The organism is Halanaerobium sp. MA284_MarDTE_T2 (assembly GCF_003337245.1).
In the GTDB taxonomy this organism is placed as follows: Bacteria; Bacillota; Halanaerobiia; order Halanaerobiales; family Halanaerobiaceae; genus QPJE01.
This window is the reverse complement of record NZ_QPJE01000006.1, coordinates 83,681-106,635: the sequence shown is the minus strand read 5'-3', so window position 1 is coordinate 106,635 and position 22,955 is coordinate 83,681. Positions and strand designations below refer to the sequence as shown.

Sequence of the window (22,955 nt, the reverse complement as noted above, 5' to 3'; positions counted from 1 at the left end):
TTACTCCAATAGCTATGGAAGAAGGACTGCGTTTTGCAATCCGTGAAGGTGGCCACACAGTTGGTGCCGGAGTTGTTACCGAAATTATTGAGTAAGTATTAAAAAGCAGAGGAGCTGCTCTCCTCTCTTTTTCTATGCTGCTTATATACAGCCAAAACCGGATAGATAAAGGAGGTAAGCAAATGGCAAAACATGAAAAGATAAGGATTCGCCTAAAAGCTTATGAACATGAGCTTCTGGATCAGTCAGCCCAGAAAATTGTTTCTACTGCTGAAAGAACAGGAGCTAACGTATCTGGCCCTGTGCCTCTTCCAACAGAGAAGGAAGTATTTACTGTACTTCGTTCACCTCATGTTCATAAAGATTCAAGAGAACAATTTGAAATGCGGACTCATAAAAGGTTGATCGATATTTTAGATCCTACTTCAAAGACCGTTGATTCATTAATGAGACTTGATTTGCCCGCAGGAGTAAATATAGAAATTAAACTTTAATGTCAGGAGGTGTATTAGGCCATGGCAAAAACTATAATTGCTAAAAAACTGGGAATGACTCAGTATTTTAAGGATAATGGTGAAGTCGTACCTGTAACAGTAGTAGAAGCCGGTCCCTGTGTTGTTACACAGGTAAAAACTACTGAAAAGGACGGCTATAATGCAGTACAGCTGGGTTTTGGAGAAGTTAAAACTCAGAGGCTGAACAAACCCATAAAAGGCCAATTTGAAAGCAGAGATATAGAAGCAAAAAGGCATCTTAGAGAATTTAAAAATAATGATATGGATGTTAGTGAAGGTAGTGAGATAACTGTAGATATTTTTGAGGCCGGTGAGCTGGTAAATGTAACTGGTATTTCAAAAGGTAAAGGTTTTGCAGGAAATATTAAGCGCTGGAATCACAATACAGGTCCAAAATCACATGGTTCACATTTTCATCGTGCACCAGGTTCAATTGGAGCTGTAGATGCAAGAAGAGTGTTTAAAGGATTTAAATTGCCCGGTAGAATGGGTTCAAATAAAGTAACAGAAAAAAATCTGGAGATCGTAAAAGTGGATACAGAGCGCAATGTTTTATTAATAAAAGGCCCTGTTCCCGGACCCAAAAAAGGTATCCTAGAAATCCAGACTGTGGAAAATTAAATAAAGTTAGAGGAAGGAGGATTTACAGATGCCGCAGGTAGCAAAATTCGACCAAACTGGAAAAGAAATAGATAAAGTCAGTTTAAAAGAATCTGTATTTAACGAAAAAATAAATAAACATGTTGTTCATCAGGTTATAAATGCACAGCTTGCTTCTAGAAGAAGTGGAAATGCTTCTACAAAAACAAGAGGCAAGGTTAGAGGTGGTGGCCGCAAGCCCTGGAGACAAAAAGGAACAGGTCGTGCACGTCACGGAAGCATTCGTTCACCGCTCTGGGTAGGAGGGGGAATTACATTTGGTCCTACTCCAAGAAATTATGATAAAAAGCTAACCAAAAAGATGCGCAGGCTTGCCTTGAAATCTATTTTAACAGATAAGTTAAATAGAGAAGAAATTATGCTGGTTGATGAAATTAAAATTGATAAACCGAAAACAAAAGCTGTTGTTGAGATTTTGAATAATTTTAATTTAATAGATAAAAAAGTTGTAATCGTAATGCCGGAAAAAGATAAAAATCTCTATTTATCTGCTAGAAATATACCTAATGTAAAAACTCTATTAGCAGGTTCAGTTAATGCTTATGATCTGTTAGATAATGAAATGATAATTTTTGTGGAGGAAGCAGTTAAGATGATCGAGGAGGTGCTTGGCCAGTGAAAGAAGCACGTGATATTATAATAGCACCTATTATTTCCGAAAATAGTATGGAATTAATGGAAACTGCAAATACTTATACTTTTAAAGTTGCCAAAAAGGCAAATAAAGTTGAAATTAGAAAAGCAGTTGAAGAAATCTTTAATGTAAAAGTTACTAATGTAAATACAATGAATATTAGAGGTAAAAAAAGAAGACTCGGTTTTCATGAAGGGAAAAGACCTGACTGGAAAAAAGCAATGGTTAAGCTTGCAGCCGGTGATGAGATAGAAATTTTTGAAGGCCTCTAAAATTATAGTAAAAGGAGGGAAAGAAGATGGCGATTAAGAAATTTAAACCAACCACACCATCACGCCGCTATATGACAGTTTCTTCTTTTGAAGAAATTACAAGTGTAGAGCCGGAAAAAAGTCTGCTGGCTCCATTAAAGAAGTCAGGTGGCCGTAATGTTAATGGTAGAATTACAAGCCGTCATCGCGGTGGAGGACATAAGCGTCGTTACCGTATGATTGATTTCAAAAGAGATAAAGAAGGAATTCCTGCTGAAGTAAAAACAATTGAGTATGATCCAAATCGTTCTGCCAGGATAGCTCTTCTGCAGTATGTTGATGGAGAAAAAAGATATATACTTGCTCCCAATAAGGTACAGGTGGGAGATATACTGGAAACTGGACCGGATGCAGATATTACTCCAGGAAATTCTCTAAAACTTAAAGATATACCTGTAGGTACAATTATTCATAATGTAGAACTGCATGCAGGAAAAGGTGGACAAATTGCACGTTCAGCCGGTTCTATGGCACAAATTTTGGCTAGAGAAGGAAAATATGTACATGTAAAAATGCCTTCTGGAGAAGTTAGACTTGTTCATCAGGAATGTAAAGCTACTATTGGTCAGGTTGGAAATATTGATCATGAAAATATTACAGTTGGTAAAGCTGGACGCAGCCGCTGGAAAGGTAAAAGACCACATGTGCGTGGTGTAGTAATGAATCCACATGACCACCCACACGGTGGGGGCGAAGGTAAATCACCTGCCGGGCGACATCCTGTTACACCCTGGGGTAAACCTACTATGGGTAAAAAGACACGTAAGCCAAAACGTTCTGATAAATATATTATTCGTTCTCGTCATGCTAAAAAACGGTAATATAGTAGAAAGGAGGATTATAGATGGGTAGATCTGTAAAAAAAGGACCTTTTGTTTCGGAAAAATTAATTTCCAAAATAAAAGAAATGAATAAAAGCGGTCAAAAACAGGTTGTTAAAACATGGTCAAGAAGTTCAACCATTTTCCCTGAAATGGTTGGTCATACAATTGCTGTTCACGATGGACGCAAACATGTACCTGTATATATAACTGAAGATATGGTTGGACATAAATTAGGAGAATTTGCTCCAACACGGAAGTTTAGAGGGCATGGCCGTCATACCGAGCGTTCAACAGCACTTAAATAGAGACTGGATAAACACTTTCGTAGTAAGGGGGTTTTAAAATGGAAGCAAAAGCAGTTGGCAAGTATCTGCGCATTACTGCCCGTAAAGCAAGACAGGTCACTGATTTGATAAAAGGTAAGGATGCAGGAACAGCACTTGCTATTTTAAAGAATACACCAAAAAGAGCTGCTAGAATGACAGAAAAAATTCTTAATTCAGCTATTGCAAATGCAGAAAATAATCATGATATGTTTGTTGATGATCTTTATGTAGAAAAAGCATTTGTTGATGAAGGACCAACAATGAAAAGGTGGCGTGCCCGTGCTATGGGACAGGCAAGCCCGATAAATAAGAGGACAAGCCATATAACAATTGTGTTAAGTGATAAAAAGGAGGGATAGAATTTGGGTCAAAAAATAAATCCACATGGTCTTCGAGTAGGAGTCATTAAAGACTGGGATGCTAAATGGTATGCTGATAAAAATGACTATTCAAAACTCTTAAATGAAGATCAAAAAATCAGAAATCATGTTAAGGACAAAATGTACGAAGCAGGTATTTCTAGAATAGTAATAGAAAGAGCTGCTAACCGCCTTAAATTAGATGTATATACTGCAAGACCAGGTATGGTTATTGGTCGTGGTGGTTCAGAAGTAGAAGCTTTACGAAATGATATTGAAGCATTGACTGGAAAAACAGTACAGATAAATGTTGTTGAAGTAGACAAACCTGAGATGGATGCTCAATTAGTTGCAGAAAATATTGCTGGCCAACTTCTCCGCAGAATTTCTTTCCGCCGTGCCATGAAGCAGGCACTTAACCGTGCAATGCGTATGGGAGCTGAAGGTTTTAAAGTTCAGAGCAGTGGTCGTCTTGGTGGAGCTGAAATGGCAAGAAGAGAAGGATACAGTGAAGGCAGTGTACCACTACATACTTTGCGCGCTGATATTGATTATGGTTTTGCTGAAGCAGATACCACATATGGTAAAATCGGTGTAAAAGTATGGATAAATAAAGGAGAAGTATTACCAGAAATTGACGAATAGATAATTTCAGGAAGAAAGGAGGCTCTTTGATGTTAGTACCGAAAAGAGTAAAACATCGTAAGCAAATGAGAGGAAGAATGAAGGGTAAGGCGGTCCGCGGCACCCAAATCACTTTTGGTGAATATGGTCTGCAGGCTCTTGAACCTGCTTGGATTACTAATAGACAGATAGAAGCTGCACGTGTTGCTCTAACAAGACATATTAAACGTGGAGGAAAAGTGTGGATTAAAATTTTTCCTGATAAACCTGTAACAGCCAAACCTGCCGAAACACGTATGGGTAGTGGTAAAGGTGCCCCGGAAAAATGGGTTGCTGTTGTTAAGCCAGGTAGAGTCATGTTTGAGTTAGCTGGTGTATCACCAGAAATTGCCAGGGAAGCAATGCGGCTTGCATCTCATAAACTGCCGATCAAGACTAAATTTGTAACACGAGAGGGAATGGATGGTGAGGCCGATGAGAGCTGATGAATTAAGAAATTTAACTGATGCAGAACTGGAACAAAAAGCCCGCGAATTTAAGGAAGAACTATTTAATCTTCGTTTCCAACATGCTACAGCTCAGCTGGATAATCCTATGCGGATTAAAGAGGTAAAAAGAATTATTGCACGTATTAAAACAGTTTTACGTGAAAGAGAATTAGGTATAGAACGGGCTTAACCGTTTGTTGAAAGGAGGTTTTCCCATGGAGAGAAACAATCGTAAGATGAGAACAGGTGTTGTTGTTAGTGACAAAATGGATAAAACCATTACTGTTGCTGTAGAAAGAAGAACACAGCACCCTTTATATAAACGGATTATAAAACAGACTAAAAAATATACTGCTCATGATGAAGAAAATGTTTGTAGTGAAGGTGACAAAGTTACAATTATGGAAACTCGTCCCATCAGCAAAACAAAAAGATGGCGGTTAGTTGAAGTTTTAGAAAAAGCAAAATAAGTTCTGATAGGAAAGGAGGACCTGACCATGATTCAATCTGAAAGCCGTTTAAAGGTAGCAGATAACTCAGGTGCCCGTGAATTACTTTGTGTAAAGGTGCTTGGTGGATCAAAGAAAAAATATGCTAAAATCGGTGATGAAATTATAGTGACCGTTAAAGAGGCTATTCCAGATGGAATGGTTAAAAAAGGTGAAGTAGCAAGAGCAGTAATTGTGCGGACGAAAAACCCTTTAAAACGCAGAGACGGCACCTATATTAAATTTGATGAAAATGCTGCAGTGATTATAGATGACAATAACAATCCAAAAGGCACACGTATTTTTGGTCCTGTAACTCGTGAGCTGAGGGATAAGAATTATATGAAGATTATCTCCCTTGCACCGGAGGTATTATAAAGGAGGGGATTAGATTGAGAATTAAAAAAGGTGACACTGTGGAAGTTATTGCAGGTAAAGATAAAGGTAAGCGCGGTAAAATTTTAAAAGCGATTCATAAGAAAGATAGAGTAATTATTGAAGGTGTAAATATTGTAAACCGCCATGTTAGACCTACACAGGATATGCCGCAGGGTGGAATTATAGAAAATGAAGCACCGATTCATGTTTCAAACGTACAGCTCGTCTGCCCCCGTTGTGACGAAAAAACAAGGGTTGGAGCAGAATTTTTAGATAATGGAAAAAAAGTTCGTAAATGCAAAAAATGTAATGAAATAGTGGATAAATAATAATCGAAAGGAGGTCAAGGGATGTCAGTATTAGCTAAACAATTCAGGGAAGAAATTTCGCCACAGCTGGTCGAAAAATTTTCCTATAACAACGTTATGGAAGTTCCTAAACTGAAAAAGCTGGTTGTTAATGTCGGCCTCGGTGATGCTAAAGAAGACACTAAACTGCTTGATACAGTAGTTGATGAAATTGCTGAAATAACTGGACAGAGACCAACAGTTACCAGAGCCAAAAAATCCATTGCAAATTTTAAAATTCGTGAAGGTATGCCTATCGGTGTTAAAGTTACACTCCGCGGTGAAATGATGTATGAGTTTTTATACAAACTTATTAATATTGCACTGCCGCGTATTCGTGACTTTAGAGGAGTATCGCCAAAATCATTTGATGGGCGTGGAAATTACAGTTTAGGTATTAACGAACACACTGTTTTCCCGGAGATCAATATCGATGATGTAGATAAAGTACATGGATTAGAGATTACCATTGTAACTTCTGCAGAAACAGATGAGGAAGCATTTGAGCTGTTAAGTGCAATGGGAATGCCGTTTAAAAAATAAACACCTATAAAATAAGGGGGGTTTGATTTGGCACGTAAAGCATTAATTGAAAAGGCCAATAAAGAGCCGAAATATGAGACACGCAGAGTTAACCGCTGCAGCAGATGCGGCAGAGTGCGTGGATATATGAGAAAATTTGATCTTTGCAGAATTTGTTTTAGAGAATTGGCCCATAAAGGTGAAATACCTGGAGTTCAAAAAGCAAGCTGGTAAACTTGGAAGGAGGTCAACAAAATGAATATAACTGATCCAATTGCAGATATGCTTACCCGAATTCGCAATGCAAATAATGTCGGGAAAGATACTGTTGATATTCCTGCTTCAAATATCAAAGCCAGTATTGGTGAGATATTGAAAGAAGAAGGATTTATCAATGATGTAAAAGTAGTTGAAAAGAAACCACAGAATATGATTCGTATATATCTGAAATATGGTAAAGATGATAAAAAAGTCATTACTGGTCTAAAGAGAATAAGCAAGCCTGGACTGCGTGTTTATGTTGGTAAAGATGAAGTGCCTCGTGTACTGGGAGGTTTAGGAATTGCAATAATTTCATCTCCTCAGGGAGTAATGACTGATAAGCAGGCTCGCGAAATAGGTGTGGGTGGAGAAGTTCTCTGTTATATCTGGTAGTTCGAAGTTGCACTGAGCTTTCTTTTATAAACGCAAGGATAGCTCAGCATTAGCGCATCGAGCGCGTCAGAGGTTGGATGTTAGAGATGATTAAGATTGTCTCTAGTGACTGACTGATGACTTTTGCTTGAGAGAACTTTTCTAAGATAAAATCTACGGAGGTGAAATAAATGTCACGTATAGGAAAACTGCCTATTGATATACCGGAAAAAGTTGATATAGCTGTTGATGGGCATTCTGTTACAGTAAAAGGGCCCAAAGGTGAGCTGACTAAAAAATTTAAGCCGGGTATTGATATAAAAGTTGAGGATAACCAGATTATTGTAGAACGCAATGGTGATGATATTGAAGATCGTTCTATGCACGGTCTGGTGAGAAGTCTGATTGAAGGTATGGTAGAAGGTGTTACTAAAGGATTTGAAAAAAAGCTAGAAATGGTTGGCGTAGGATATAATGCTCAGGTTCAGGGAGACAAATTAAAACTTGAGGTTGGTTATTCACATCCAGTATTTATTGAGGCTGAAGGAAATATAGAATTTGAGGTAGAAAAAAATACTAATATTACCGTTAAAGGTATAGATAAGCAGCGGGTTGGAGATGTTGCAGCAAAAATCCGCGAAGTAAGAAAACCAGAACCTTACAAAGGAAAAGGTATTAAGTATGTCGGAGAACATATTAGACGCAAGGTTGGTAAGACTGGTTAATAGAGGGGAGTGAATATGAGTGGGTAAAAGTGAAGCAAGAAAAAAACGTCATATGCGTATCAGAAATAAAGTTGTTGGTACATCTGACAGACCCAGAATGAGTGTATACCGCAGTCTTAAACATATTTATGTGCAGTTTATAGATGATCTATCAGGCAATACACTTGTTTCTGCATCTACCCTTGATCCAGCTGTTCGAGAGAACATTGAGGTATCCAGCAATAAAGCTGCAGCCAGACTGGTCGGAGAAGTTGCTGCCCAGAGAGCTCTGGAAAAAGGTATCGATACAGTTGTATTTGATAGAGGTGGATATAAATATCACGGAAGAATTAAAGCACTGGCAGATGCAGCCAGAGAGAATGGGTTAAAGTTCTAAAAAAGGAGGTATAATAATGAAAAATATAGATCCTGAAAAACTCAACCTTGAAGAACGAGTAGTTAATATAAATCGTGTTGCCAAGGTTGTAAAGGGTGGCCGCAGGTTCAGCTTCAGCGCTTTAGTTGTTGTTGGAGATGGAGAAGGACATGTCGGCGCCGGAATTGGTAAGGCTAATGAAGTTCCTGAAGCAATTAGAAAAGGAATTGATGCAGCCAAAAAAGAAATAATTAAAGTGCCAATTGTAGATACAACAATTCCTCACGAAATAGTAGGTGTTTTTGGTGCCGGGAGAGTACTATTAAAGCCTGCCGCACCTGGTACTGGTGTAATTGCTGGCGGACCAGTTCGTGCGGTAATTGAATTGGCCGGAATAAGCGATATTTTAACGAAATCACTTGGCACTTCAAATCCTATTAATATGATTAAAGCTACAATAAAAGGTTTAACAGAATTAAAGAGTGCTGAGGAAGTTGCAGAATTAAGAGGAAAAACAGTAGAAGAATTATTAGGATAATACCGAGGAGGTGTCAAGATGAAACTAAATAATCTAAAACCTGCTGAAGGATATAAAAAAGATCGCAAACGTGTTGGACGTGGAATTGGTTCCGGACGTGGTTATACTTCAGGCCGCGGAGCTAATGGTCAGAATGCACGTTCTGGCGGTAAAGTTCGTCCTACCTTTGAGGGTGGGCAGACTCCACTTTTTAGACGTTTTCCGAAAAGAGGATTTAATAATAGATTTAAAAAAGAATACAATGAAGTTAATATCTATCAATTAAATAAATTTTCTGATGGTGATATTGTAACATCTGAAAGTTTATTGGAGATGGGTATTATTGAAAAAAAGGCAAAAAGTGGAGTGAAGATACTTGGACAGGGTAAATTGAATAAATCATTAACTGTTAAAGCTAATGCTTTTACTTCTTCTGCCAGAGAAAAAATCGAAGATGCTGGCGGAAAGTATGAGGTGATTTAATTTGCTTAAGGCTCTCAGTAATGTTTTTAAGGTAAAAGAGTTAAGAAAAAAAGTATTATTTGTTCTTGCTATGATGGCTGTTTATAGATTGGGAGCTCATATTCCGGTTCCTGGAGTAAATGTTCAGATTATTAGAGAGAGGCTTTTCCAGGGAAGTGTAGGAGGAGTATTTGACTTTTTAGATCTTTTTGCCGGTGGAGCTTTGAGGAATTTCACCATATTTGCTATGAGTATAACTCCATATATTACTGCTTCAATTATTCTTCAACTCTTAACTGTTGTAATACCAAAACTTGAGGAATTATCAAAACAGGGTAATGAGGGCCGGAAGAAAATTGCTCAGTATACAAGATATGGAACTATTGTACTGGCTGTTATTCAGGGTGTTGGTATTACTCTTTATATACAGAGATTCGGTGCTGTAGAAAATCCAGGAATTTTTGATCTAATTTTAATTGTAACCAGTTTAACTGCAGGAACGGCATTTTTGATGTGGCTTGGAGAACAGATTACAGATAAAGGGATTGGAAATGGTATTTCCATTATTATTTTCACTTCAATAATTTCTCGCTTTCCGGGAGATCTGTACAATACTTTTAAACTGCTGCAGGCAGGAACAATATCTGTTTTAAATGTGTTAGTTTTTGGTGTTTTGGCCATTATAATTATTGCTGGAATTATTTTTGTTCAGCAGGGAGAAAGAAGAATTCCTGTACAGTATTCTAAAAGAATTGTTGGAAGAAAAGTCTATGGTGGTAGGAGTACACATATACCAATGAAAATTAATCAGGCTGGTGTTATTCCGGTAATTTTTGCTTCATCAGTTCTTCTCTTCCCTGGTGTGATTGCACAGGTTCTACCATATGACTGGGCAGCTTCAATGGCAAATATGATAAGACCTGGCTCAACACTTTATATGATATTATATGGTTTAATGATTCTGTTTTTCACATATTTTTATACTGCAATTACTTTCAATCCGGAAGAAGTTGCTGATAATATGAAAAAATATGGAGGTTTTATTCCTGGAATCAGACCTGGCAAATCTACCGTTAGATATCTTGATAAAGTTTTAATGCGTGTTACACTGGCTGGAGCTGTATTCCTAACAGCTGTTGCACTGCTGCCGTTTGTTATACAGCCGCTGACAGGTGTCTCGATTAACTTTGGCGGTACTTCACTAATTATTATGACAGGTGTTGCTCTGCAGACAATGCAGCAGATTGAATCACATCTTTTGATGAGGCATTATGAAGGTTTTATGAAATAAGAAGGAGGAAGTCAGATGAATTTGATTTTTCTGGGACTGCCGGGGGCAGGTAAAGGTACTCATGCAAAAAAATTGGAAGAGGATTTAAATATTCCTCATATTGCTACCGGAGATATTTTTCGTAAAGCAATAAAAGAAAAAACTCCGCTTGGGGAAAAAGCTAAATCCTATATTGATGCTGGAGAACTTGTACCAGATGAAGTTACAATTGGGATTGTTAGAGAAAGACTTAATGAAGAAGACTGTAAAAATGGTTTTATTCTTGATGGCTTTCCAAGAACTATAAATCAGGCTGAATCTCTGGATGATATTTTGGATAAACTTTCCAGAGAAGTGGATATGGTCGTTTATCTGAAAGCTGAAAAATCAGAACTGGTGAAAAGGCTTTCTGGCAGAAGGGTATGTCCTAATTGTGGTGCAACTTATCACATTCATAATAATCCTCCTCAAAAAGAAGGAATTTGTGATAAGTGCGGCACTGAATTAATTCAGCGCAGTGATGATAAAGAAAAAACAGTTAGACGGAGAATAGAGGTCAATGAAGAAAAACTAAAAAAACTGATTGATTATTATAATAATAAAGGCCTTCTTTATGAAGTTCAAAGTACTGGAGGAATCGATAAAGTACATTCGCGTCTTTTGAGTTTGGTTAAGGAGAATAGCTAATGATAATTTTAAAATCCGAACGAGAGATAGATATCATGAGGGAGGCCAATAGAATTGTTGCTGAAACTCATCAGTATCTATCAGAAATCATAGAAGCAGGTATTTCAACTGCTGAACTTGATAAATTGGCAGATGAATTTATCCGCAGCAGAGGTGCTGTACCTTCATTTAAAGGATATAGAGGTTATCCGGCTTCTGTGTGTATATCAATCAACAATGAGGTTGTTCACGGTATCCCCAGTCCAAATCGCTTTTTGAAAAATGGAGATATCGTAAGCATCGATATTGGTACTTTTTATGAGGGATTTAATGGAGATGCTGCAAAAACATTTGCAGTGGGAGATATAAATGAGGAAGCAGAAAAGCTCCTAAAAGTTACTGAAGAATCACTTCTAAAAGGTATAGAAAAAGCCGTTGTTGGAAATAGATTATTTGATATTTCTCATGCTGTTCAGAAACATGTTGAATCTAATAAATTTTCTGTAGTAAGAGATTATGTTGGCCATGGAATTGGTCGTGATATGCACGAAGATCCGCAAATTCCAAATTTTGGACCTGCAGGAAGAGGACCAAAATTAAAAGTAGGAATGGTCCTTGCTATTGAGCCAATGGTTAATGTGGGTAGTTATGAAGTGGAAACACTTGCAGATGAATGGACAGTAGTGACCAAAGATGGCAGTTTTTCTGCTCATTTTGAACATTCTATTGCCCTGACAGAAGAAGGTCCGAGAATTTTGAGTGTACTTTAACTTTTATTGCACTAATTAATTAATCTATGGTATAATAACCAGTGTGCTTACAAATACAGGTTTTAATTATGATAGGACGAGTGATTAAATAATGGATAAAAAATTTCAACCAGGTGAAATTGTCCGTTCAACAGCTGGGAGAGATTTGGGAAATTATTATATAGTTGTGGAAATACTTTCACCTAAATATATATTGGCTGCAGATGGAAAATATAAAAAAATAAATAATCCAAAAAAGAAAAATATAAAACACATTGAGAGCACAGGTATAGTACATGAAGAATTTTCAATCTGGCTTACAGAAGGTAAAAGACTGCGTAATGAAGATATTCAGTATGTTTTAAAGAACTACAGAAAAAAAGAGGAGGCTAAATAGTTTTATGGCAAAAGAAGATCCTATTGAAGTCCAGGGTACAGTTGTAGAGCCCCTACCAAATGCTATGTTTAGAGTGGAATTGGAAAATGGACATAAAGTTCTCGCTCATGTATCAGGAAAGATGAGGATGAATTTTATTCGCATTTTACCCGGAGATAAGGTTACAGTTGAACTTTCTCCATATGATTTGAGCCGTGGACGTATTACTTACAGGCATAAAGCAAAATAAATTATCATAAGAGGTGATTGTAGTGAAAGTAAGACCATCAGTAAAGCCTATCTGTGATAAATGTAAAGTTATTAGGCGTAAAGGAAAAGTAATGGTTATTTGTGAAAATCCAAAACATAAACAGCGTCAGGGTTAATAATATAATGGAGGTGAGATTATGGCTAGAATAGAAGGTGTTGATCTTCCTAGAAATAAAAGAATTGAAGTAGGATTGACATATATTTATGGAATCGGCCGTACTACTTCTCAAAATATTTTAGAAGCTACTGGAGTGGATCCAGATACCCGTGTAAAAGATCTGACAGAAGCTGAGATTTCCAGTTTGAGAAGTGAAATAGATAATTATATTGTAGAAGGTGAATTAAGAAGAGAAAGAAGAGCTAATATTAAGAGGTTGATGGATATTGGTTGTTATAGAGGTCTTCGTCACCGCCGCGGTCTTCCAGTACGCGGACAGAGAACAAGAACAAATGCTCGCACACGTAAAGGTCCGAAAAAGACTGTTGGTGTACGTAGAAGCAAAGCCACTAAGTAAGGAGGGAAATAAATGGCTAAGTCCAAAAAAAATAGAAAAAGAAAAAAAGTTAAACGTAATATAGAAAAAGGTCAGGCCCATATAAAATCTACATTTAATAATACAATTATTTCTATCACTGATACTGAAGGTAAAGTAGTTGCCTGGTCCAGTGCTGGAAAAGTTGGCTATAAGGGGTCAAGAAAGAGTACTCCTTTTGCAGCACAGTTAGCTGCTGAAAATGTTGCAAATGAAGCCAAAGATATGGGATTAAAGGAAATAGAGATTTTTGTTAAAGGACCTGGTTCAGGTAGAGAATCTGCAATTAGAACTCTGCAGGCTGCTGGATTAAATGTTACTTTAATAAAAGATATCACTCCTATTCCACATAATGGCTGTAGACCACCCAAAAGAAGACGTGTTTAATTATAAGTTTAAAATAAATGGAGGTGTAAATAATGGCACGATATACAGGGCCAGTTTGTAAATTATGCAGGCGTGAAGGTGAAAAACTTTACTTAAAAGGCGCCCGCTGTTTTAGTGATAAATGTTCTTTTGACCGCAGACCGTATGTTCCAGGTGAACATGGTCAGGGACGTCATAAAGTTTCTGAATACGGATTACAGCTGCGGGAAAAGCAGAAAGTAAGAAGAATGTATGGTATTATGGAGAAGCAGTTCAGAAATTATTTCGAAGCTGCTGAAAAAGCTCCAGGAATAACAGGTGAGAACTTTTTAAGTCTGTTAGAAAGACGGCTGGATAATGTTGTTTATAGATTGGGTTTTGCTGTATCCAGAAATGAAGCAAGACAGTTTGTTTTACATGGTCACATAGTTGTTAATGGAAGAAAAGTAAATATCCCTTCCTATCAGGTAGATGTTGATGATGTAATCAGTGTAAAAGATTCCAGCAGAAAATCCAAGCGATTTAAAGAAATCTTTGAGTATAATGCTGACTTTTCTAATCAAGAATGGTTAAATGTTGATCTTGAAAAAGCAGAAGGAAAAATAGTTTCTTTACCGGAGAGGGAAGATATCGATTATCCAGTTGAAGAACACCTGATTGTCGAGTTTTATTCACGTTAATTGACTGCCCTCAGGTTGAAAACTGCATAATAAAAGGAGGGTAAGCTAATAATAATGATAGAAATAGAAAAACCTCATGTGGAAAGACTTGAAAGCAATGATAACTATGGAAAATATGAGATTTCTCCTCTGGAAAGAGGATATGGAACAACCCTTGGTAATTCTCTGCGAAGAATACTGCTTTCTTCACTGCCAGGTGCAGCAATAACATCTGTAAAAATAGAAGGAGTTAAACACGAATTTTCTTCTATGCCTGGGATTGTAGAAGATGTTACTGATATTATTCTCAACTTAAAAGAAGTTGTATTAAAGTATTCTGGAGACGAAAAAACAACTATCAGGCTGGAAGTGGAAGGTGAAGGTGAAGTCACCGCAGGAGACTTTGTTTCTGCAGGTGATGTTGAGATAATTAATAAAGATCACCATATTGCTGAACTGTCAGAAGATGGGCATCTGATAATGGAAGCTACTGTAGAAAAGGGTAGAGGATATTATACTGCTGAAGAAAATAAAGAACATTTTGAAAAAGTAATTGGTTTAATTCCAATTGATTCTTCCTTCAGTCCTATTCTTAGAGCTAATTTTCAGGTAGAAAATACTAGAGTAGGACAGGTAACTGATTATGACCGTTTAATATTAGAGGTATTTACAAATGGAAGTATCCATCCTGATGATGCAATAAGCCTGGCAGCAAAGATAATGGTAGAACATCTGGAATTATTTATTAATTTAACAGATGAAATAGAAGATGTGGAAATAATGGTAGAAGTTGAAGAAGAAGAAAAAGATAAGATTTTAGACACAACAATAGAAGAATTAGAATTATCTGTACGGTCTTCAAATTGTTTGAAACGTGCTGGAATAAATTCTGTAGAAGAATTAATAAACAAAACCGAAGATGATTTAATGAAAGTTAGAAATCTTGGTAAAAAATCCTTACAGGAAATTAAGGATAAACTTGATGAACTTGACTTAGAATTAAAAGATACTGAAGTTTAAGGAGGGAGTTTAGATGGTGAAACGCAAACTGCAGAAGAGATCTGCTCATCGTCAAGCCATGATGAGAAATTTGGCCACCTCACTTTTTCGTCATGGGCGTATAGAGACTACTCTGCCGAAAGCAAAAGAACTGAGATCATATGCGGAAAAATTGATAACTGCTGCTAAAAGCAATGATTTAAATTCAAGACGCAGAGTTATGAAAAAAATTAAAGATAAAAAAGTAGTTGCAAAACTTTTTGATGAAATTGCACCTCAGTATTCAGAGAGGCCTGGCGGTTATACAAGAATTTTAAAGATGTATCCACGCAGAGGAGATGCTGCTGAAAAAGCTATTATTGAATTGGTAGAATAATTCTGAATGTAGGTGTTATTATGAGCCTTATAGAAGTAAATGAGGTAAGTTATATATATGAAAATGATGATAATGAAAAGCCGGCCCTTAAAGATGTAAGCATCAATATAGAGTCTGGTGATTTCATTGCAGTAATTGGTTCAAATGGTTCTGGCAAATCCACCCTGGCAAAATTATTAAATGTTCTTCTGCTGCCTTCTGAAGGTGATATTTTGGTCAATGGGTTAAATTCCAGAGATAAAAAAATACCTGGAAAATTAGGCAGCAGGTAGGCATGGTTTTTCAGAATCCTGATAATCAGCTGGTTGCTTCTATGGTTGAAGATGATGTAGCATTTGGGCCTGAGAATCTTGGTATTCCTGCTGAAAAAATTAGAGAAAGAGTAGATAAATCTCTGGAAATGGTCGGGATGGCCGGTTTTCAAAAGTTTGCTCCTCATAAATTATCTGGTGGTCAGAAACAGAGAGTTGCAATCGCCGGTGTTATTGCCATGGAACCTGACTGTATAGTTCTTGATGAACCTACTGCAATGCTTGATCCACGGGGACGAAAAGAAGTTATGGATACTATTGAGTTTTTAAATAAAGAAAAAAATATAACTGTAATACACATAACTCACTTTATGGAAGAGGCTGCAGGTGCTGATAAAATTTTAGTTATGCACCAGGGAGAAGTTATTCATCAAGGAAACCCTAGAGAGATATTTCGGAAGGTTAGTGAATTAAAAGAGGTTAACCTTGATGTTCCGGTAGCTGTTGAAGTAGCAGAAATCCTGCGCCAGAATCAAATTAAAGTTCCAGATATCTTAACGATTGATGAGTTGGTGGATTCTTTATGTTAATCGATCTAAAAAATGTTAAACATGTTTATAATGATGAAAACAATGTAACCGCATTAAATAATATAAATTTAAAAATTGATAAAGGTGAATTTATTGGTATTGTAGGACATACAGGTTCTGGTAAATCAACTCTGGTTCAGCTTTTTAATGGGTTAATTAAGCCGGTTCAGGGTGTGGTAAAGGTTGATGATATAGAGGTAAGTGGTGAGAAAAAAAATTTAAAAGAAATACGCAGGCGTGTTGGGCTTGTGTTTCAGTATCCAGAACATCAGCTATTTGAAGAAACAGTTTATGAAGACATTGCTTTTGGACCTAAAAATCTTGGTTTTAATGAAGATGAAATAGAAACAAGGGTTGCAGAAGTAATGGAGCTGGTAGGGCTGGATTTTAATGAGTTTAAAGATCGCTCTCCTTTTAAGTTAAGTGGTGGTCAGCAGAGGAAAACTGCCATTGCTGGAGTTTTAGCGTTAAAACCGGAAGTTTTAGTTTTAGATGAACCAACTGCTGGTTTAGACCCTAATGGAAGAGATCAGCTTTCTAATCTGCTGAAACATCTCCACGAAAATTTAAATATGACAATTATATTGATTTCACACCGAATGGAGGAAATTGCCCAGCTTTCAACTCGAGTAATTGTTATGCACGAAGGTGAAATAGTGATGGATGGAAGTCCAATTGAAATTTTCTCCAAAGGGGAAAAACTGCATCAGCTTTCGCTGGAGCTTCCGCAAATATCAGAAATACTGCACAGGTTGAATGAAAAAGGTCTTGATATTAGGACAGATCTGTTTTCGATTAATGATGCCTCATCTGAAATTATAAAAGCATTGAGAGGTAGTTGAAAATGCTAAAAGATATTACAATAGGACAGTATATTGCCAGAGATTCTCTGGTACATTCACTGGATGCCAGGATAAAAATAATAATAACAGCAGTTTTAATTGCAGCTCTATTTATGGTCGATTCTTTTACAGGTTTTGGTATTTTCTTTTTATTTTTGATGGTTTCAATACTGCTTTCCAAATTACCTGTGATGAGGGTTATAAAAGGATTAAAACCCATCTTATTTTTAATATTACTTACATTATTTATTCATGTGTTTTTAACTGGTGGGGGTGAAGTTCTCTGGTCATGGAAATTTATATCTATTGAATCAAATGGAGTTTATACTGGATTTTTTATGGTGACAAGGATTTTTCTGTTAATTATGTTTACTTCATTATTAACTTTAACAACTTCTCCTTTAAAACTTACTGATGGAATTGAGTATATTCTCAGCCCTTTAAAAAGATTTGGTGTTCCGGCCAGTGAACTATCAATGATGATGACAATTGCCCTCAGGTTTATACCAACACTGTTGGAAGAAGCAGATAAAATAATGAAAGCTCAGATGGCCAGAGGCGCAGATTTTGAATCAGGCAACCTAATTGAAAGAGCTAAAAGTCTTGTTCCACTGCTGGTTCCTTTATTTATAAGTGCTTTTAGAAGGGCTGATGAACTTGCACTTGCTATGGAATCACGCTGTTATCGCGGTGGTGAAGGTAGAACAAGATTACATGAAATGAAATATCATTATACTGATTTTATAGCCTTATTTATTATACTATGTTTGTCTGTACTGGTTAGTAATTTTTAGGTGAATATGATGAAGAGAAATATAAAAATAGTTGTTGAATATGATGGTACTAATTACAGTGGATGGCAGATACAAAAAAATACTCCACACACTATTCAGCAGGTATTAGAGGAAGCTCTTTCAGAATTAAATAAATCGAGAGTAGATATTACAGGTGCAGGAAGAACAGATGCCGGGGTTCATGCGGCTGGTCAGTCGGCAAATTTTTTCCTTGATGTTTCAATACCTGTAGAAAAAATACCATTAGCTTTAAATACTTATCTACCTTCAGATATTGTATGTATAAATGCTGAAGAAGTATCAGATGATTTCCATGCCAGATATAATGCAAGAGGGAAAAAATACCGGTACAGGATTTTGAACAGTGATTTTAATTCAGTTTTTATTAGAAATTATGTATATAAAGTTCACAAAAAACTGGATATAGAATTGATGCAGAGTGCTGCAGAAATTTTAGAAGGAAGTCATGATTTTGCTGCTTTTATGGCTTCTGGTGGAGCGGCAGATTCTACAGTTAGAAATATTTATTCACTGAATGTTTATCCAGCCCGGTCAAATCAGATTTGGATTGATGTAATCGGTGATGGATTTTTATATAATATGGTGAGAATAATCGCAGGTACATTAATTGAAGTTGGCAAAAAAAAGAGGAGTTTAAAAAATGTAAAAAAGGCTGTAAAAGAAGGTAAAAGAAAACATGCTGGGTTTACAGCTCCTGCAAAAGGTTTAACACTTATTGAAGTCTTTTATGATTAATTTTAAAAGAAGCTTGACAAATTAAGAAGATTGTATTAAAATTACTATGAATTATTCTGTCCAACAAGCCCCGTTGAGAATATATTCAGCAGTTGACGTAACGAATAAGTAATAAGGAGGGATAATGATGACAACTTTTATGGCAAAACCAGAAGAAGCAGAAAGAGATTGGTATATAGTTGATGCAGAAGGAAAAACTCTGGGCCGTCTGGCTTCTAAAATAGCGGAATATCTCCGCGGAAAACATAAGGTAACATATACTCCTCATATTGATGTTGGAGACTATATTATTGTAGTTAATGCTGAAAAAGTAAAACTTACTGGAAATAAGTGGAATAATAAAAAATATTACCGCCATAGTAATTATCCAGGTGGTATTAAAGAATTCACATATGAAGATCTGCGCAGTAAAAGACCTGAGTTTATTATTGAAAAAGCTGTTAAGGGCATGCTTCCGAGTAATAAATTAGGTAGAAAAATGTTTAAAAAATTAAAAGTTTATAAGGGTGCAAATCATCCTCATCAGGCACAACAGCCTGAAAAAATCGAACTGTAAAATGAGAAAGGAGGAATTTTAATAGATGGCTGCTGAAGTACAATACAGAGGTACAGGGCGAAGAAAAACTTCTACTGCACGTGTTCGCCTGCTGCCTGGAGATGGAAAATTTATTGTTAATGAGCGTGAAATAGATAACTATTTTAATAGAAAATCCCTAATTAAAGATATAATGTCACCATTAGAAGTAACCAATACTACTAATACATTTGATATAATTGTTAATGTACAGGGTGGAGGTCTTTCCGGTCAGGCTGGTGCTGTAAGACATGGAATAGCAAGAGCCCTACTGGAAGTTGATAAAGATTACAGAACACCACTAAAAAAAGCAGGATATTTAACAAGAGATTCTCGTATGAAAGAAAGAAAAAAATATGGACTCAAAAAAGCGAGAAAAGCACCTCAGTTCTCAAAAAGATAAATTTATTTATACAGCAGGGAGATTTCTATCTCTCTGTTTTTTTATATAAATATTAAATAAAATAAGAGGTGAGTAAAAATGACTGTTAAATGTACAGCTCTGCTTCCACATCCACCGATTATTATACCAGAAATTGGTGGTAGAGAGCTTGATAATGCTGAAAAGACTGTGGATGGGGTTAAAAAAACAGCTGCAAAAATCGCTAAAACTGAAGATCTGGATCTGCTGATTACAATTTCACCACATGGACCGGTATTTAAATCACATGCAGCTGTAATAATTAAAGAGAGTTTATTTGGCAGCTTTAAAGAATTTGGAAAACCATCTTTAAAATTTAAAGAAAAGTCTGATATTGATTTTTCTCATAGTCTGGTCAATAATGCAGAAAAAAAGGGTTTAAATTTGGCTGGACTTGAAGCTGAAGTTCTCAAGAAATATGGAATTGAGGAAGAGCTTGATCACGGAATACTGGTTCCCTGGTATTATCTCAAACAGGCCGGTCTCGATCTGCCGATTATTCCTATCACCATAGGCTTTATTTCCTATAGTGAACTTTTTAAGATTGGTAAAATTATAGCGGAAACAGCAGAACAGATGGATTATAATATTACTGTTTTAGCCAGTGGAGATCTTTCTCACCGCTTAAAAAGAGGTGCACCTGCTGGTTATCACCCTGATGGAGAAGTTTTTGATAAAATATTAATTGATAAGCTAAAAACCAAAAAATTTAAAGAAGTTTTAGAGATTAATAAAAAATTAATCGAAAATGCAGGAGAATGTGGTCTGCGCCCAATAATTATGATGCTTGGATCTATAGAAAATAAAGATGTTGATGTCGATTTTTATTCTTATGAAGGACCTTTTGGTGTTGGTTATGCTGAATTATATTTTCAGGTTAAATAAATTTTTGAAGAAAAACTTCATTTTTTAAAAAACTATTTAAAAACATTGTTAAAGGAGTTAAAACTATGAGCAGTGATACAAAATTTATTACAGATCTTGCAAGAAAATCAGTTGAAGCATATGTTAAATCTGGTATTCAGATTGATGTTCCAGATGATTTGCCAGAAATTTTGCAGCAAAGATGTGGAGCATTTGTAACATTGAAGAAAAATAATAAGCTCAGGGGATGTATTGGGACTATAAAAGCAGTACAAAAAAATGCAGCCGAAGAAATTATCTGCAATGCTATAAGTGCAGCAGAAAAAGATCCGCGTTTTAGTCCGGTGCAGAAAGATGAGCTTGATGAGCTGGAAATATCGGTGGATCTGCTGTCAGAACCTGAAAAAGTAAAATCTTTGGATGAGCTTGATCCAAAAAAGTATGGTATAATTGTTCAGGGGAATCATCAGACAGGTCTTCTGCTGCCTGATTTAGATGGTATAGATACAGTAGAAAAACAGATTGCTGTGGCAAGAAAAAAAGCGGGTCTGTCGGAAAGTGAGGATATAACAATATATAGGTTTTCTGTAAGAAGGTTTGAAGAAAATGGCTAAAAAAGAAGCGCTTTATTACAGCCGAGGGGACAATTTATCGGTTCACTGCAAATTATGTCCACATAACTGTTTGATAAAAGAAGGGAAAAGTGGTATCTGTAGAGTAAGAAAAAATGAAGGAGGAAGGTTATATTCCTTAAATTATAATAAAATAAGTTCGTTAGCAGTTGATCCGGTAGAGAAAAAGCCTCTGTATCATTTTTATCCAGGCAGTAAAGTTCTTTCTGTGGGGACCTATGGCTGTAATTTCAGCTGTACTTTCTGTCAGAACTGGCAGATTAGTCAGGAGACACCTGTATTAAGAGAATACAGTGCTGAAGAAATTATTGCTGCTGCTGAAAAAGAGGATATAAAAATGATTGCTTTTACTTATTCTGAACCTATTGTCTGGTATGAATATGTTAAAGAGACTGCTGAACTGGCCAAAAAAAATAATATAAAGACAGTTCTTGTCAGCAATGGTTTTATAGAGAAAGACCCACTGGAAGAACTGATTCCATTTATTGATGCAGCAAATATTGATTTAAAGTCTTTTAACAGCAGTTTCTACAAAAAATACTGTGGTGGAAGTTTAGAGCCAGTAAAAAATACAATAAAAATAATGGCAGAGACTATACATCTGGAGCTGACCAATCTTATAATAACAGATTTGAATGACAGCAGAGAAGAGATAGAAAAAATAACAGACTGGATTGCATCTATTAATAAAAATATACCTCTCCATTTGAGCAGATATTACCCTGCTAATAAACTAAAGAAAAAATCTACGGATCCTGAGACATTAAAAAAGGCCTATCAAACAGCAAAAAGAAAGCTTTCCTATATATTCCTGGGTAATATCAATATAGCGGGTGCTGGAGATACTATCTGTTCCAACTGTGGGGAAACTATAATAAACAGAAGTGGATACAGCATAAAAAATTTAATTAAAAATGGTAAATGCCCTTACTGTAAAACTGCTGTAAATGGTCAATTTTAAATTTAAAGCAAAAAATCATATCCGTAAATAAATATTATATAATTTGTCAGATAAGCTGTGTAAAATAAAACAGCAGGCAGCAGGTTGCTTTTGCTGATCCTGTAGATATAATTAGCTGTTAAAACGGCCAGAAATAATATTAGTATTTTATTCGGCCTAAATTCCAGGAGCATTATCGGAAAAAACAGAGCTGTTAGCACAGATGCAATAGCAGACGGGAATTTTAGGTCAAAAAGGGCAAAGATTACTTTGTTAACTAAAAACATTTCTGCAGCTGAAATAATAGCTGTTGAAATTAAGATTATCATAATGAGTGGGAAACCACTCATTATTGCTTTTAAACTGTTTGCTCTATAAACAGGATTAAATTCCCCAACTGTATTTGATTGGTCAGCTGTATAAGTTATTAAAACTGCTGATATAAAAAATATAACAAAAAAAGCTGCTGATAGAGAGATATTGAAATTAAAATTTTTAAAATCAAAGCCCAGATCTTTAAGAGACAAGTCATAAATTAGATTAAAATAGCTGTAAAAAACAGCAGTAAAAACAGCTAAAGCAGTAGTTTTTAGCATAAATGCTAGAAAATCATTTATAATAATAATGTCAGCAAATTCAGAGGTGTTTAAATAAAAAACAGTGATAAATAAAAAACTCCAGGTGAATAATATTATCAGTACATCTTTATAATTTAATCTCTCATCTTTAAATAGATTTTCCATTATTTTCACCTCATTTAATATATTTTCTATAATATTTAGAGAAAACCTTTAAATTGAAATAATTTTTAATTAATAATTATATATCAGGAAGGTAAAACAGCTATCTTTACAGAATA

Annotated in this window: 41 protein-coding genes and 1 pseudogene; 41 read left to right on the top strand and 1 reads right to left on the bottom strand. The window is 35.9% G+C overall.

Annotation, left to right across the window (positions count from 1 at the left end):
- From DFR78_RS12260 to amrS, 41 genes and pseudogenes are all read left to right on the top strand, one after another.
- Positions 1-95 (top strand): hypothetical protein (locus DFR78_RS12260; protein ID WP_143009710.1); only part of this gene is annotated, 95 nt, incomplete at its 5' end.
- 87 nt (positions 96-182) lie between these two features.
- Positions 183-494, top strand: coding sequence for a 30S ribosomal protein S10 (gene rpsJ / locus DFR78_RS04755; RefSeq protein ID WP_114457694.1), 312 nt, complete (start codon positions 183-185; stop codon positions 492-494).
- 21 nt (positions 495-515) lie between these two features.
- Positions 516-1,136: a 50S ribosomal protein L3 gene (gene rplC, locus DFR78_RS04750; RefSeq protein ID WP_114457693.1), complete on the top strand. Its 621-nt coding sequence runs from the start codon at positions 516-518 to the stop codon at positions 1,134-1,136.
- A gap of 28 nt (positions 1,137-1,164) precedes the next feature.
- Entirely contained in the window at positions 1,165-1,794 is a 630-nt protein-coding gene (rplD, locus tag DFR78_RS04745; protein WP_114457692.1) for a 50S ribosomal protein L4, read from the top strand.
- On the top strand, positions 1,791-2,081 hold the full coding sequence (gene rplW / locus DFR78_RS04740) for a 50S ribosomal protein L23 (protein WP_114457691.1): 291 nt from the start codon (positions 1,791-1,793) through the stop codon (positions 2,079-2,081). The genes rplD and rplW overlap by 4 nt, the downstream gene beginning before the upstream one ends.
- A 26-nt stretch (positions 2,082-2,107) precedes the next feature.
- Complete coding sequence (gene rplB / locus DFR78_RS04735) at positions 2,108-2,941, top strand: 50S ribosomal protein L2 (protein WP_114457690.1); 834 nt, start codon at positions 2,108-2,110, stop codon at positions 2,939-2,941.
- 23 nt (positions 2,942-2,964) lie between these two features.
- Complete coding sequence (gene rpsS, locus DFR78_RS04730) at positions 2,965-3,249, top strand: 30S ribosomal protein S19 (RefSeq protein ID WP_114457689.1); 285 nt, start codon at positions 2,965-2,967, stop codon at positions 3,247-3,249.
- A gap of 38 nt (positions 3,250-3,287) precedes the next feature.
- Positions 3,288-3,629 carry a 50S ribosomal protein L22 gene (gene rplV, locus DFR78_RS04725; protein ID WP_114457688.1) on the top strand — a complete coding sequence of 114 codons (342 nt, stop codon included), beginning with the start codon at positions 3,288-3,290 and terminating at the stop codon, positions 3,627-3,629.
- A 3-nt stretch (positions 3,630-3,632) separates the two neighbouring features.
- Positions 3,633-4,274 carry a 30S ribosomal protein S3 gene (gene rpsC, locus DFR78_RS04720; RefSeq protein WP_114457687.1) on the top strand — a complete coding sequence of 214 codons (642 nt, stop codon included), beginning with the start codon at positions 3,633-3,635 and terminating at the stop codon, positions 4,272-4,274.
- Between the two features lie 29 nt (positions 4,275-4,303).
- Entirely contained in the window at positions 4,304-4,738 is a 435-nt protein-coding gene (gene rplP, locus DFR78_RS04715; RefSeq protein WP_114457686.1) for a 50S ribosomal protein L16, read from the top strand.
- A complete protein-coding gene (rpmC, locus tag DFR78_RS04710) occupies positions 4,728-4,931 on the top strand; it encodes a 50S ribosomal protein L29 (RefSeq protein ID WP_114457685.1) in 204 nt (67 codons plus the stop codon). Before rplP ends, rpmC begins: the two co-directional genes overlap by 11 nt.
- 25 nt (positions 4,932-4,956) lie before the next feature.
- On the top strand, positions 4,957-5,211 hold the full coding sequence (gene rpsQ / locus DFR78_RS04705; protein ID WP_114457684.1) for a 30S ribosomal protein S17: 255 nt from the start codon (positions 4,957-4,959) through the stop codon (positions 5,209-5,211).
- Positions 5,212-5,238: 27 nt separating this feature from the next.
- Positions 5,239-5,607 (top strand): 50S ribosomal protein L14, encoded by a 369-nt coding sequence (rplN, locus tag DFR78_RS04700; RefSeq protein ID WP_114457683.1) that lies wholly within the window; start codon positions 5,239-5,241, stop codon positions 5,605-5,607.
- Between the two features lie 14 nt (positions 5,608-5,621).
- The gene (gene rplX, locus DFR78_RS04695) at positions 5,622-5,936 is read left to right on the top strand and encodes a 50S ribosomal protein L24 (RefSeq protein WP_114457682.1); all 315 of its coding nucleotides are present in this window, start codon (positions 5,622-5,624) and stop codon (positions 5,934-5,936) included.
- A gap of 21 nt (positions 5,937-5,957) precedes the next feature.
- Complete coding sequence (rplE, locus tag DFR78_RS04690) at positions 5,958-6,497, top strand: 50S ribosomal protein L5 (protein ID WP_114457681.1); 540 nt, start codon at positions 5,958-5,960, stop codon at positions 6,495-6,497.
- A 27-nt stretch (positions 6,498-6,524) separates the two neighbouring features.
- Entirely contained in the window at positions 6,525-6,710 is a 186-nt protein-coding gene (locus tag DFR78_RS04685; RefSeq protein WP_114457680.1) for a type Z 30S ribosomal protein S14, read from the top strand.
- A 21-nt stretch (positions 6,711-6,731) separates the two neighbouring features.
- Positions 6,732-7,130, top strand: a complete 399-nt coding sequence (gene rpsH, locus DFR78_RS04680) for a 30S ribosomal protein S8 (protein ID WP_114457679.1) — start codon at positions 6,732-6,734, stop codon at positions 7,128-7,130.
- 170 nt (positions 7,131-7,300) lie between these two features.
- Entirely contained in the window at positions 7,301-7,834 is a 534-nt protein-coding gene (rplF, locus tag DFR78_RS04675) for a 50S ribosomal protein L6 (RefSeq protein WP_114457678.1), read from the top strand.
- 19 nt (positions 7,835-7,853) lie between these two features.
- The gene (gene rplR / locus DFR78_RS04670) at positions 7,854-8,210 is read left to right on the top strand and encodes a 50S ribosomal protein L18 (protein ID WP_114457677.1); all 357 of its coding nucleotides are present in this window, start codon (positions 7,854-7,856) and stop codon (positions 8,208-8,210) included.
- Between the two features lie 10 nt (positions 8,211-8,220).
- The gene (gene rpsE / locus DFR78_RS04665; RefSeq protein WP_369834918.1) at positions 8,221-8,727 is read left to right on the top strand and encodes a 30S ribosomal protein S5; all 507 of its coding nucleotides are present in this window, start codon (positions 8,221-8,223) and stop codon (positions 8,725-8,727) included.
- Between the two features lie 18 nt (positions 8,728-8,745).
- On the top strand, positions 8,746-9,189 hold the full coding sequence (rplO, locus tag DFR78_RS04660) for a 50S ribosomal protein L15 (protein ID WP_114457675.1): 444 nt from the start codon (positions 8,746-8,748) through the stop codon (positions 9,187-9,189).
- A gap of 1 nt (position 9,190) precedes the next feature.
- Positions 9,191-10,459, top strand: a complete 1,269-nt coding sequence (secY, locus tag DFR78_RS04655; RefSeq protein WP_114457674.1) for a preprotein translocase subunit SecY — start codon at positions 9,191-9,193, stop codon at positions 10,457-10,459.
- A gap of 15 nt (positions 10,460-10,474) precedes the next feature.
- On the top strand, positions 10,475-11,125 hold the full coding sequence (locus tag DFR78_RS04650) for an adenylate kinase (RefSeq protein WP_114457673.1): 651 nt from the start codon (positions 10,475-10,477) through the stop codon (positions 11,123-11,125).
- Positions 11,125-11,874 (top strand): type I methionyl aminopeptidase, encoded by a 750-nt coding sequence (gene map, locus DFR78_RS04645; protein ID WP_114457672.1) that lies wholly within the window; start codon positions 11,125-11,127, stop codon positions 11,872-11,874. Before DFR78_RS04650 ends, map begins: the two co-directional genes overlap by 1 nt.
- Before the next feature lie 91 nt (positions 11,875-11,965).
- A complete protein-coding gene (locus DFR78_RS04640; protein ID WP_114457671.1) occupies positions 11,966-12,250 on the top strand; it encodes an RNA-binding protein in 285 nt (94 codons plus the stop codon).
- 4 nt (positions 12,251-12,254) lie between these two features.
- Positions 12,255-12,479, top strand: a complete 225-nt coding sequence (gene infA, locus DFR78_RS04635) for a translation initiation factor IF-1 (RefSeq protein WP_005487029.1) — start codon at positions 12,255-12,257, stop codon at positions 12,477-12,479.
- Between the two features lie 22 nt (positions 12,480-12,501).
- On the top strand, positions 12,502-12,615 hold the full coding sequence (rpmJ, locus tag DFR78_RS04630) for a 50S ribosomal protein L36 (RefSeq protein ID WP_013406387.1): 114 nt from the start codon (positions 12,502-12,504) through the stop codon (positions 12,613-12,615).
- Between the two features lie 21 nt (positions 12,616-12,636).
- Complete coding sequence (gene rpsM / locus DFR78_RS04625) at positions 12,637-13,014, top strand: 30S ribosomal protein S13 (RefSeq protein WP_114457670.1); 378 nt, start codon at positions 12,637-12,639, stop codon at positions 13,012-13,014.
- A 12-nt stretch (positions 13,015-13,026) separates the two neighbouring features.
- Positions 13,027-13,419 (top strand): 30S ribosomal protein S11, encoded by a 393-nt coding sequence (gene rpsK / locus DFR78_RS04620; RefSeq protein WP_114457669.1) that lies wholly within the window; start codon positions 13,027-13,029, stop codon positions 13,417-13,419.
- A gap of 32 nt (positions 13,420-13,451) precedes the next feature.
- Entirely contained in the window at positions 13,452-14,078 is a 627-nt protein-coding gene (rpsD, locus tag DFR78_RS04615) for a 30S ribosomal protein S4 (RefSeq protein WP_114457668.1), read from the top strand.
- 54 nt (positions 14,079-14,132) lie between these two features.
- Entirely contained in the window at positions 14,133-15,077 is a 945-nt protein-coding gene (locus DFR78_RS04610; RefSeq protein ID WP_114457667.1) for a DNA-directed RNA polymerase subunit alpha, read from the top strand.
- A 13-nt stretch (positions 15,078-15,090) separates the two neighbouring features.
- Positions 15,091-15,432, top strand: coding sequence for a 50S ribosomal protein L17 (rplQ, locus tag DFR78_RS04605; RefSeq protein WP_114457666.1), 342 nt, complete (start codon positions 15,091-15,093; stop codon positions 15,430-15,432).
- 20 nt (positions 15,433-15,452) lie between these two features.
- Positions 15,453-16,273, top strand: a pseudogene (locus tag DFR78_RS04600) (energy-coupling factor transporter ATPase).
- Entirely contained in the window at positions 16,267-17,115 is an 849-nt protein-coding gene (locus DFR78_RS04595; RefSeq protein ID WP_114457665.1) for an energy-coupling factor transporter ATPase, read from the top strand. Before DFR78_RS04600 ends, DFR78_RS04595 begins: the two are co-directional and overlap by 7 nt.
- 2 nt (positions 17,116-17,117) lie before the next feature.
- Positions 17,118-17,909, top strand: coding sequence for an energy-coupling factor transporter transmembrane protein EcfT (locus DFR78_RS04590; protein ID WP_114457664.1), 792 nt, complete (start codon positions 17,118-17,120; stop codon positions 17,907-17,909).
- Between the two features lie 9 nt (positions 17,910-17,918).
- Complete coding sequence (gene truA / locus DFR78_RS04585) at positions 17,919-18,665, top strand: tRNA pseudouridine(38-40) synthase TruA (protein WP_114457663.1); 747 nt, start codon at positions 17,919-17,921, stop codon at positions 18,663-18,665.
- Positions 18,666-18,792: 127 nt separating this feature from the next.
- Positions 18,793-19,221 carry a 50S ribosomal protein L13 gene (rplM, locus tag DFR78_RS04580; RefSeq protein WP_114457662.1) on the top strand — a complete coding sequence of 143 codons (429 nt, stop codon included), beginning with the start codon at positions 18,793-18,795 and terminating at the stop codon, positions 19,219-19,221.
- A 25-nt stretch (positions 19,222-19,246) separates the two neighbouring features.
- Positions 19,247-19,642 (top strand): 30S ribosomal protein S9, encoded by a 396-nt coding sequence (gene rpsI, locus DFR78_RS04575; RefSeq protein ID WP_114457661.1) that lies wholly within the window; start codon positions 19,247-19,249, stop codon positions 19,640-19,642.
- A 78-nt stretch (positions 19,643-19,720) separates the two neighbouring features.
- Positions 19,721-20,545 carry an AmmeMemoRadiSam system protein B gene (gene amrB / locus DFR78_RS04570; protein WP_114457660.1) on the top strand — a complete coding sequence of 275 codons (825 nt, stop codon included), beginning with the start codon at positions 19,721-19,723 and terminating at the stop codon, positions 20,543-20,545.
- Between the two features lie 65 nt (positions 20,546-20,610).
- Complete coding sequence (amrA, locus tag DFR78_RS04565; protein WP_114457659.1) at positions 20,611-21,138, top strand: AmmeMemoRadiSam system protein A; 528 nt, start codon at positions 20,611-20,613, stop codon at positions 21,136-21,138.
- Complete coding sequence (amrS, locus tag DFR78_RS04560; RefSeq protein WP_114457658.1) at positions 21,131-22,117, top strand: AmmeMemoRadiSam system radical SAM enzyme; 987 nt, start codon at positions 21,131-21,133, stop codon at positions 22,115-22,117. Before amrA ends, amrS begins: the two co-directional genes overlap by 8 nt.
- Positions 22,118-22,119: 2 nt before the next feature.
- Here the strand turns inward: amrS and DFR78_RS04555 are convergent, their stop codons facing one another.
- A complete protein-coding gene (locus DFR78_RS04555; RefSeq protein WP_114457657.1) occupies positions 22,120-22,839 on the bottom strand; it encodes a hypothetical protein in 720 nt (239 codons plus the stop codon).
- Positions 22,840-22,955: the final 116 nt, after the last annotated feature.